Source organism: Tahibacter harae, from assembly GCF_024437735.1.
In the GTDB taxonomy this organism is placed as follows: domain Bacteria; phylum Pseudomonadota; class Gammaproteobacteria; order Xanthomonadales; family Rhodanobacteraceae; genus Tahibacter; species Tahibacter harae.
The window spans coordinates 1-10,917 of the sequence record NZ_JANFQO010000002.1 but is presented as its reverse complement, the minus strand read 5'-3'; the positions used below and the strand labels follow the sequence as shown (position 1 = coordinate 10,917).

6 protein-coding genes are annotated in these 10,917 nt (G+C 70.3%); all 6 read right to left on the bottom strand.

Annotated features, from left to right (window positions below; translation table 11 throughout):
* Positions 1-9 precede the first annotated feature (9 nt).
* On the bottom strand, positions 10-774 hold the full coding sequence (locus NM961_RS02045) for a polyketide synthase (protein WP_255910689.1): 765 nt from the start codon (positions 772-774) through the stop codon (positions 10-12).
* A 13-nt stretch (positions 775-787) separates the two neighbouring features.
* Entirely contained in the window at positions 788-1,561 is a 774-nt protein-coding gene (locus tag NM961_RS02040; RefSeq protein ID WP_255910686.1) for an enoyl-CoA hydratase/isomerase, read from the bottom strand.
* A complete protein-coding gene (locus NM961_RS02035) occupies positions 1,558-2,829 on the bottom strand; it encodes a hydroxymethylglutaryl-CoA synthase family protein (protein ID WP_255910683.1) in 1,272 nt (423 codons plus the stop codon). The genes NM961_RS02040 and NM961_RS02035 overlap by 4 nt, the downstream gene beginning before the upstream one ends.
* Positions 2,830-2,842: 13 nt before the next feature.
* Positions 2,843-4,072 (bottom strand): beta-ketoacyl synthase N-terminal-like domain-containing protein, encoded by a 1,230-nt coding sequence (locus NM961_RS02030; RefSeq protein ID WP_255910680.1) that lies wholly within the window; start codon positions 4,070-4,072, stop codon positions 2,843-2,845.
* Positions 4,065-4,316, bottom strand: coding sequence for an acyl carrier protein (locus NM961_RS02025; protein ID WP_255911304.1), 252 nt, complete (start codon positions 4,314-4,316; stop codon positions 4,065-4,067). The genes NM961_RS02030 and NM961_RS02025 overlap by 8 nt, the downstream gene beginning before the upstream one ends.
* 1 nt (position 4,317) lies before the next feature.
* Positions 4,318-10,917 (bottom strand): SDR family NAD(P)-dependent oxidoreductase (locus tag NM961_RS02020; protein WP_255910677.1); only part of this gene is annotated, 6,600 nt, incomplete at its 5' end.

Here is a 10,917-nt window from a genome sequence, read left to right as displayed (position 1 = left end):
TTCCGACGCTTACTGGCCGAACAGGGTTTCGATGCGCTGGCGCACGTCCGCGTCGCGGAAGGTGGCCTCGTGCATGGCCACTTCCTGGCGGATGATTTCCGGCAGGGCCTGGCGCAGCGGCGCGGCCAGGTGGTTCTTCAGCGCCACCAGCGATTTGCGCGGCTTGGCCGCGACCGTGCGCGCCAGCTCGATCGCGCGCGGCAGCACCTGGGCGCGCGGCAGCACCGCATACGGCACGCCGCGCTTTTCCAGCGCATCGCCGCGGTAGGTCTCGGCCGACAGCATCATTTCGTGGGCCAGGCTGACGCCGAGCTTCTGCACCAGGATATAGGTCGCGCCCATGCCCGGGGTGAAGCCGTATTTCATGAAATTGGCCGTATAGATGCTTTCACGGCTGAGCAGCACGAAATCGGCATACAGCCCCATGACGAAGCCGCCGCCTATGCCGTGGCCCTGCATCGCCGAAATCACCGGGATCTCGCAATCCAGCGCCAGGCTGTAGACATTCACGCTGTCGAAGCTGGCGGTGCCTTCCTGCAGCGTCATCAGCACGCGCTGGGTGCCGCCGGAGGCGAAGTAGCTGTCGTAGCCGGTCAGCACGACCGCGCGCCAGGCCGGGTTGGCGGCGATGCGCTTGAAGGCCTGCAGCAGCCCGCCCATCAGCGCCGGCGAGAAGCCGTTCTTGCTGGCGCGGTCCTGCATGGTGATCTGGACGACACCGTCTTCGACCTCGTGCAGGGTGACTTCCTCGGATGGCATGTATTCGGCCTGCATGTCCCGCCCCGCGTCAGGCTTCCCAGGGAAAACGCCCGGTTTCCACGTAACGCACTATGCCCTCGGCAACGCCGGGCAGCTCGTTCATGGCCAGGTTGCTGCGCACGGCCAGCTCGCGCGCGCCGGACAGGCTATCGTTGAGCTGGCCCAGGTAGTTCTTGTAATGCGCCACGCTCTGCGGCGACAGCCGTCGCAGCCGCAGCAGGTAGCGCGCCAGCAGCGGCTCGCTCTGCGCCTGCCAGGCATCGACCAGGCCCCAGGCGGCAGCCTGTTCCACGCCGACCGGCTGGGTGCTGACGGTCATGTAGTTGGCCTTGGTCAGGCCTATGCGCCGGATCAGGAACGGCAATACGCAGGCCGGGTACAGGCCGAACAGCAGTTCGGACAGGCTGAAGCGCGCGGCCGCATCGGCCAGCACGATATCGCAGGCCGAGACGAAGCCCATGCCGCCGGCATTGGCCTGGCCGCGCACATGGGCGACGGTGATGAACGGGCCGGTGGCGATGCGCAGCCACAGCCGGTACAGCTTGTCGGCGCCGGCGCCGTCATCGTCGCCGACTTCGCCCTGCACCAGCGCATCGCGCATGCCCTGGAAATCCGCGCCGAAGCAGAACACGTCGGGCAGGCCTTCGATCACCAGCACCGCCGCCTGCCCTTCCGCCGCGGCGACGGCGTCGTTGCATTCCTCGATCAGCTGCGCGTTGATGGTGTTGCGTGCTTCCGGCCGGTACAGCTGCAGGTAGCGGATGGAACCCTCGTCGCGCGTGCGTATCGTCGAATAGCTCATGCCACCCACTCGTACTTGCGGTGGAAGCCGGCGACCTGGGACAGGTACAGCAGCGGCCGCGGCTTGGCCATCGCGCCGATGTAGCGGTCGCCGTGGGGATCCAGCGTGAGGTCGCGCACGCCGAAGCGCACCGGGCGGTTGGCGATCATCAGCTGGTCGTATTCCTCCACGTTCAGCAGCACGCGCTGGTTCAGCCCGTCGTCGATGCGCTGCTGCGCCAGCAGCTGCTGACTGGCCGGCTGCACCACGCCGCTGAAGAACTCCGAGCAGCAGCCCGAACCGTAGGAGAAACACCCCAGGCGCCGCGCGCTGCTGTAGTCGCCGCGGTCGATGGTGCTGGCCAGCGACAGGAACACGGTCGCGCCCATGATGTTGCCCACGCGCTGGCAGTAGTCCAGGCCGGGCATGACGCGGGTGTTGAAATCGTTTTCGATGCTCTGCCGGTCGGCCTTGCTGAGCTTGCGCATCAGCGTGCGGTGCGCGCCCTTGACCATGCCGCCGAAGGGCGTGTGGAACACCAGGTACTGGAAGGTGCTGGCGTAGTCGGCGCCGTCGACGCGCTTGGCGTATTCGAGGTAGGCGTTCTCGCAGCAGTCCAGGTAGGACATCAGCGACAGGTCCGAATCGCCGACATCGCCGTCGGGCACCGGCCGGCAGGTGTCCATGACCTCGTAGCCGTAGTAGCCGTTGGCGCCCACGTCGACCTGGAACACGCGCGGTGTGTCGCTGACCAGCAGCGCGACCGCGCCGGCGCCCGAGCTGGGCTCGGCATAGCCCCATTCCGAATTGCGCAGCATCGACAGCTCGACACCTTCCGGCAGCACGGCGCGGGCGATGTCGGTGGCGATCACCAGCGCCTTGGCGCCGGGCGAGGTCTGCGACAGGATGAAATTCACCGCCATCTGGAAGCCGGCCGTGCCCGAATAGCAGGCCTGCTTGAGTTCGAACAGACGGCAGTTGCGGTTGAGCCCGAGGTAGTGGTGCACGTAGGTGCTCATCGACTTGCCGAAATCGATGCCCGACTCGGAACAGGTAATCAGCAGTTCGATGCGGTCGCGCTCGGCCGGGCTCAGCGCATCGATCAGCGGCTTGGCGGCGTTCACGGCGAAGCTGATCGGATCTTCCTGCGGCAGCGCGACCGAGCGCTCGACCATGAGCAGGTTGTCCGCGCGCTTGGTATCCAGCCCGCGGTGATCCATCAACTCGATCACGCCGATACGGGCCGTGCCGCCGAACACATTCATCGCCTCGATTCCGACCACACTCATGTCATCTACCTTTTCAAGCCTGTGGATGGCGCAGACACACCGCCGAATTGAAACCGCCGAAACCCATGCTGAGACTGACCGCCCAGCGCACGGACTGCTGCCGCGCCTGCGCGCCGACCCAGTTCAGCCCGGGCGCGACCGGGTCGTCGAGGTTGCGCGTGGGATGCAGCCGCCCGGCGCGCAGCTGCAGCGCCACGGCGGCCAGTTCCACCGCGCCGGCCGCGGTCAGGCCATGGCCGGTGATGGATTTGGTTGCATTGATGGATGCCGCCGCAAGGCCGGCATCGCAGATCGCGCGCAGCTCGGTCTCGTCGCCCAGCGGGGAACCGGTGCCGTGCGGATTGACGTAATCGATCATTGCCGCGTCGACGCCGGCCTGGCCCAGGGCCTGGCGCAGCGCGCGCAGTTCGCCCTCGTGCGAGGGATTGGTGCTGCGGTTGGCGTCCATGACCCAGGCGCAGCCGGCGATGTGCGCATACGGTTCCAGCCCGCGCGCGCGCGCCGATGCGGCGGTTTCCACCACCAGCGCGGCGCAGTTCTCGCCGTAGATGAAGCCGTCGCGGCGGCGGTCGAACGGCCGGCAGGCCTGCGCGGGCTCGCCGGCAAACACGTCCGAGCCCATCGCGCCGGCCGAGCGCAGCGCCTGGCATTCCCAGTACGACAGGTCCATCAGCGCGCCGAGCGCGATGCAGGCATCGGCCTGGCCCGCGGCGACGGCCTGGGCGGCCTGGATCAGCGCGATCTGCCCGCTGGCCGAGGCCGCGCCCAGGGTGCAGGCGAAACCGCGGATGCCGAACAGCTCGGTGCACAGTCCACAAATATCCGTGTCCAGGAAGGAGGTGGCGTAGCTCGGCCGCAGGTACTGGGCACGGCCGGCGAATTCCGCCTGCAGCCGCACCAGTTCGCGCTGCTGCATATTGGAACCGCCCACGACCAGGCCGATGCGTCCGGCGTCGACCTGGTCCAGGCGCGCCTCGTCCCAGGCCTCCTGCAGCGTCGCCGCCGCGACCTGGGCGGCCAGCGAGGCGGTGCGCGCACTGCGCGCTGGCAGCCGCGGCGGGAGCGACAGATCGGCGATCTCCGCGCCGAGAAAGCATGCGCTGTCGTCGCCGGGCTCGCTGCGGCCGGGCCGCTGCAGCCGGCCGAAGGCGTGGCGGCCGGCGAACAGCGCCTCGGCGAACGCGGCCTTGCCCTGCCCTATCGCCGAGGTCACGCCCAGCGCGGAGATGACCAGTTCAGGCATTGCCGAGCTTGGCGTGGATCAGGTCGACCAGTTCGCCGATGCAGCGCGGCCCGAGCAGTTCGACGCGCGGGATGTCCAGCGACAGGGTCTCCATGACTTCCATCACGATGTCGGCGCGGTCGATCGAATTGGCGCCCAGCTCGCGCAGGCTGTCGCTGGGCTGGAACGCATGCGACTGCAGTTCCGGCAATACGTCACGCACATGCTTGAGGACGATGGCATAGACCTCGTCCCAACTTTTCACTTCAGCCAAAACCCTTCTCCTGCGCAATGTTCAATGTGGCCAGCAGCCGCTCCGCCTCGGCCACGTCCATCTGGCCGTTCTGCAGCCGTTCGAGTATCGCATCCACGTCGAGATTTTCCTGCGCCGCCGGTGCGGCGGGCGCCGGCGGCGGCAATGCCGCGATCAGCTTGCGCAGGTGGGCGGCCATGGCACGGATGCTGGGATGGTCGTAGATGTCCGTGACCGAAATGGCCACGCCGTAGCCTTCGTTGATGTCGCGCACCCAGTTGACCGACAGGATGGAATCCAGCCCCAGCGCTTCCAGCGGGCGGTCTTCGTCGACCTCCGACGGATCCAGCATCAGGGTTTCGGCCACGCTGCGCACCAGCTGCGCGCGCAGCTGCTTGGCGCTGATCGGGCTGCCGTCCTCGGCCAGCCGCGACAGGCCGGAAGCGCGCGCCGCCGGCCGCGCCGCCGCGCCGGCGAGCGGCGGCCTGCCGGTCAGGAACTGGCGCAGCGGCTGCACCGCGCCGGACAGCACCAGCACCTGGTCGGCCGAGCTGGCCAGGGTCTCGTAGAACACGCGCAGGCCGTCGGCACTGGCCAGCGGCACCAGGCCGGAACTGTCCTTGGCGCGGGCCTGGGTCGCGTCGCTGACGCCCATGCCGCCTTCGGCCCAGAGCGGCCAGTTCAGCGACACCGTGCGTCCGCTGCGCAGGCCGCGCCGCACCTGGCGGTTGCGCTGCGCGGCGAATGCGTCCATGTAGCCGTTGGCCGCGGCGTAGTCGGCCTGGCCGACATTGCCCAGGGCCGAGGACATCGACGAGAAGCAGACGAAGAAGTCCAGCGCGTGACCGGCGCTGGCCGCATCCAGTGCGGCGCAGCCATCGACCTTGGGCAACAGCACCTGGCGCAGGTCGTCGGCGGACTTGCGCAGCAGGAAGCCGTCGCGCAGTACGCCGGCGCTGTGCACTATGCCCTGCAGCTCGCCGTGGCCGGCACGGATCTCGTCCACCAGGCGCTGCACCGCCGCGGCATCGGCCACATCGACGCGGTGGTAGGAAACCTCGGCACCGCTTTCGCGCAGCGCGGCCAGCGCGGCTTCCTGCGCCGGCTTGAGGGCGGAGCGGCCGGTCAGGAACAGGCGCGGCGCGTCGGCACGGCGGGCAATCTCGCCGGCGAAGATCAGGCCCAGGCCGCCGGCGCCGCCGGTGATGAGGTAATTGCCGCGCTGTTTCCAGATCGCGGTCTGCTGCGCCGGCGGGATCAGATCCTGCCAGCCGCGGCTCCAGCTCTGGCCCTCGGCCCAGCGCAGCTCGATCTGCTCGGGCGAGGCCGCGGCCTGCTGCAGCGCGCGCACGATGGCGCCGGCATCGTCCAGCGTTTCCAGCGCGATCAGCTGGCCCTGCAGCTGCGGGCTTTCCTGGCGCGCGGTCTTGAGCATGCCGGCCAGGCCCTGCAGCGGCGAGCCGTCGGCGACCACCCACTGCACCGGCACCGGCGTGGCCGGCCGGCTGGCGAGCAGTTCCTGCAGCATGTGCAGGCCGGCCGCCGCAGCGGCGTGGTATTGCGCCGCACTGTCGCCGGACGGGGACACTGCGACGAACTGGGCGCCGCCCACCGCTGCGCGCACAGCGGCGGCGACCGCCTCGCTGACACCGCACAGCAGCACGCCGCGCTGCCCGCTCAGTACGCCGGCCGGCTGCGGCAGGTTCAGCGGCAGCCAGGCCGGCTGCAACAGGGCCGTGGCCGCGCTGGCGCCTGTGCCGGTTGCGGCGACGGCGCGGGCGGCGAAGCCGCGCAGCTGCACGCAGACGCGGCCCTGCGCGTCGCACAGGTCTATATCCAGCTTGCGCACGGCTTCCTCGCCGCTGCGGCCGGCGGCCTGGCGGATCCAGGCCCAGGCCTGCCCGGCGCAAGGCGCTACGGCGTTGACGCTGTCGATCGCGAACGGCAGCGCCGGACGCGCCGACTCCAGCCCGTCCTGCTGCAGCGACATGCCCAGCGCCGCCTGCAGCGCCGCATCGAGCAGCGCCGGATTGAGCAGGAAATCGCCGGCCGCCGCGGCCGGCAGTTCCAGGCCGGCCAGCACCTGGCCGGAACCAGCATGCAGGCTGCGCACGCCACGATGAGCCGGGCCGTATTCCAGTCCGGCGCTCGCATAGATCGCATACAGCGCCGCGGCGTCCAGCGGCTGCGCCGGGCAGTCCACCTGCAACCGGGCGAGATCCAGCGGCGCCGGCGCGGCCGCCGCGGCGCGCAGTACGCTGCCCTGGCAGTGCACCACGGTTTCGCCGCCGGTCTCGCGCGAGGCGATCTCGAAGTTCAGGCGCGCATCGCCGTCGGGTTTGAAGCGGATCGCGACGTCGCGGCTGGCCTCGACCGCGAGCGGCCGCAGCCAGACCACGCGCTGCAGCGTCAGCGCCTCGGCCGCGCCGAGATTCCAGGCCTGCACCGCCGCGGCGCGGGCGATTTCCAGATAGGCCACGCCGGGCAGTACCGGACGGCCGCCGACGCGGTGGTCGCGCAGGAAAAACTCGCTGCCGTCCAGGCGCAGGCTGAACTGCAGGCCGCCGCTGCCGGCGACCTCGTTCAGGGCCAGTCCGGCGCGCGGCGCTGCAGCAGCGCCCGCCGCCACGGCGGTGCGCGGCGCGGCCAGGCTGACGGGCGCCGGCGCCGGCGCGCCATCCAGATCCAGCCAGCAGCGCACGCGCGCGAACGGATACGTCGGCAGCGATACGCGGCGCGCGCTGCGGCCGCGGTGCAGCAGGTTCCAGTCCAGTTCCAGGCCCGTGCTCCAGGCCTGCGCGAGCTGGCTGTAGCGGCCGCGCGCGATCCATTTCTGCAAGGCTTCGCGGAAGGCTTCGTCGTCGGCGAACGCGGCAAGGTTGCGCCGCTCGCCGGCATTGCCGGCGAACACGTCGTCGAACTCCTCCGCACGGCCGTCGAGGAAGGCCTGCAGGCGCATTACGGCCGCGCTGTGATCCGCCGCGACCAGGGCCAGGCGCTCGCCCATGGCCTCGCGCCCGGTCTGCAGGGTGTAGGCAATATCGGCCAGCGATTCAGCCGCCGCGGCATTCTGCAGCGCTGCGAGCAGCAGGCGCGCGCGCGCCTGCAACTGCTCGGGCGTGCGCGCCGACAGCACCAGCAACTGCGCGCCCGCCGCGGGTTCGGCCGCGGCCGCGCGGTATTCCTGGATGATGACGTGGGCGTTGGAGCCGCCCGCGCCGAACGAGGAAATGCCCGCGATGCGCGGCAGCTCGCGCCGCTGGCCGGCTATGTCGCGGCTGGGCCGCTGCCAGGTTTCCAGGCGCTGCGGCACCACGAACGGCGAGTTGGCGAAATCGATCTTCGGATTCAGCTCGGCCGAATGCAGCGACGGCGCGATCTGGCCGTGGCGCAGCTGCAGCAGCACCTTGGTCACGCCGGCGATGCCGGCGGCGCTTTCGCAGTGGCCGATGTTGGACTTGACCGAGCCGATGGCACAGGACTGCGGCGGCAGCGCTTCCGCGCCGAAGGCCTTGCTCAGGCCGGCGATCTCGATGGGATCGCCCAGCGCCGTGCCGGTGCCATGGGCCTCGACATAGCTGACCCAGCCCGGCTCTATGCCGCCGCGGCGCAGGGCCTGGGCGATCACGGCGGACTGCGCCAGCGGATTGGGCACGGTATAGCCGTTGGTCTTGCCGCCGTGGTTGACCGCGGTCGCCTTGATCACGCCGTAGATATGGTCGCCGTCGGCCTCGGCCTGGGCCAGCGGCTTGAGCAGCACCGCGCCTACGCCTTCGCCCGGCACATAGCCGTCGCCGCCGCGGCCGAAGCTTTCGCAGCGGCCCACGCTGGAAGAGAACTGGCCCTGCAGCAGCACCAGGTACTTGTTCGGATGCACCGACACATTCACGCCGCCGGCCAGGGCCAGCGCGCATTCGCCGCGCAGCAGGCTCTCGCAGGCCAGGTGGATCGTGGTCAGCGAGGACGAGCACATGCTGTCCACGGTCATGCTCGGACCGTGGAAATCGCAGTAGTACGAAACGCGGTTGGCACAGGAGGCCGGGCTGCCGGCCAGCGCGACCGGCGTACCGGCCAGCTGCGCCTGCACGCCCAGGTACGGATATTCCTCGTACATCACGCCGACATAGACGCCGACATTGCCGGCGACGCGCTCCCGCAGCATGGCGCGCGTATAGCCCGCATCTTCCAGCGTCGCATAGGCGCACTGCAGGAACAGGCGTTCCTGCGGATCCAGCACCACCGCCTCGCGCGGCGAGATGCCGAAGAACTGCGGATCGAAGTCCTCGACGCCGTCGAGGAAACCGCCCCAGCGGCAATAGCCCTTGCCGGTCGCGCCGACCGCTTCGGTGAACGGGCGGTGGTCCCAGCGCTCTGCCGGGATCTCGGTCACGCTGTCGCGGCCTGCGCGCAGGTTGTTCCAGAAATCCTCCAGCGTCGGCGCCTGCGGATAGCGCCCGGCCAGGCCGATGATGGCGATGTCCATGGCGCCGTCGCCGCCGCGCGCCGTGGCGAGCGTGCGGCGCAGCGGCAGCGTGGGCGTGTTCGTCGCCGGTACCGCGGCGGCGGCAGCGGCACGGGAACGTGCGGTGTCGGGCGCCGCGCTGCCCTGCCCCAGCAGTTGCTGCAGCCGGGCCGAGTGGCTGCGCAGGAAATAGCCGCTCAGTTCGGCGATGGTCTGGTATTCAAAGAACAGGGTCTTGGACAGCGGGCCGAACACCTGCTCCAGCTGGGCGGTCAGCTCGGTCGCCATGACCGAATCGATGCCGTAGACCTCCAGCGGCGCCGTGACGTCGATGCGGTGCGGCGCGAGCTTGATCGCGCCGGAAAGCAGCTGGCGCAGGTAGTTCGCCGCATCCGCGGCAGGATCGGCACCGGCCGGCACCGCCGCGTTCGCGACAGGTTGCGGCAAAGAATCCGCCGCCGAAGCGTCCGGACCCGGCCCGCCGGCCTCGGCTGCCGTATCGGCCAGGCTGCGCGTCGCAAAGCCGCGCAGCGCGGCGAACACGGTGCCCGTATCGTCGTAGAGGTCGATGTCCAGGCGGCGCACGCGGCCCTGCGCAGTGCTGCCCGGGCTGTAGCGCACCCAGGCCTGCAACTGCGCCGGCAGCGCCTGGTGTATCTCGATGGCGTCGAGCGCGAACGGCAGCGCCGGCGTGCGTTCCTCGCTGTCCAGGGCGAGGCCGATCGCCGCCTGCAGCGCCGAGTCGAGCTGGCCCGGATGCAGGCCGAAGCCCTCGCCGCCGTGGGCGGCGAAATCCAGCTGCAGGCGTGCAATCACCTGTTCCTGGCCCAGTTCCAGCGCGGCGATGCCGCGGTGGGACGGGCCGTAGTCCATGCCCAGCGACTGGTACAGCGCATAGCAGTCGGCGGCGTCCAGCGTGGCGGCAGAGGCCGCCGCGGCGAGCGCAGCCGCATCCAGCGGCGACACTTCGCCGCGATCCTGCACCACGGCAATGCCCTGGCAATGCAGCAATCCGCCTTCATCGGCGTTGCCGGAAACGATCTGGAACGCAATGCGGCCGTCGTCCTGCACACCCAGGCGGATATGCAGTTCGGCCGGCTCGCCGTCCACCGCGAACGGCCGCAGCCAGACCACCTCGCGCAGGCTGATGAACTGCTGCGGCCCCGGCCTGGCGGCGCGCTGTACCGCGGCGCGCGCCATTTCCAGGTAAGCCGTGCCGGGCAGCAGGCGGCGGCCGCCGATGCGGTGGTCGGCGAGGAAGAATTCATCGCCGGCAAAGGTGGAGGAATAGCGTTGTTCGTGCAGGTCGGAGGTATTGCTGTGCAGCAGCGGGTGCAGATGGCTCGCTGCGCCGGTGCGGCGGCGTGCCGTGGTTTCTATCCACAGGCGTTCGCGCTCGAACGGATAGGTCGGCAGTGCGGCGCGCGGCGGCGGGACGGGGCCGAACAGCGCGGCGTCGGCGATGGCATAGCCCTGGCAGTACAGGTCGGCCAGCGTGGCCAGGCATTCCTGCAGCGCGGCCGGATCGTGCTGCAGGCCGGCGGCGGCGGCGATGCGGTCCTGGGCGTAGCGGGCAAGGCCGGTCTGCGGCGCGAACTCGCGCGCCACGCTGCCGCGGAACAGGTTGGGCTGGCGTTCGCCGGCGGCCAGCAGCGCCAGCAGGGCGAGCGCGTGGTCGCGGTCGCTGGCGACAATGGCGGCGCGCTGGCTGAAGTGCTGGCGCGTGCACAGCAGCGTGTAGCTGACGGCGCTGAGTGCGGTGCTTCCGTCGTCCTGGCGCAGTGCCTCGGCCAGCTCGTCGATGCGCTGGCGCAAGGCGGCCGGGGTCTTGGCCGACAGCACCAGCAGCACGGCCGGTGCCGGCGGAGTGGCGACAGCGGGCGCCGCGACGTATTCCTCGACGATGGCATGCGCATTGGTGCCGCTCATGCCGAACGCGCTGACGGCGCCCAGGCGCGGTTTCTCACCCGTGCGCGGCCAGGGCGTCAGCGCCTGCGGGATCTGGAACGCACTCTGCGACCAGTCGATGTAGTCGCTGGGTTCCTCGGCATACAGGCTGGCCGGAATCTCGCCGTGGCGCAGCGCCTGCACCAGGCAGACCAGGCTGACCAGGCCCGAGGCGGCCAGGGTATGGCCGGCGTTGCCCTTGCT

Coding starts and splice junctions, on each gene's coding strand:
- NM961_RS02045 (WP_255910689.1), bottom strand. CDS start 774: ATGCAGGCCGAATACATGCCATCCGAGGAAGTCACCCTGCACGAGGTC.
- NM961_RS02040 (WP_255910686.1), bottom strand. CDS start 1,561: ATGAGCTATTCGACGATACGCACGCGCGACGAGGGTTCCATCCGCTAC.
- NM961_RS02035 (WP_255910683.1), bottom strand. CDS start 2,829: ATGAGTGTGGTCGGAATCGAGGCGATGAATGTGTTCGGCGGCACGGCC.
- NM961_RS02030 (WP_255910680.1), bottom strand. CDS start 4,072: ATGCCTGAACTGGTCATCTCCGCGCTGGGCGTGACCTCGGCGATAGGG.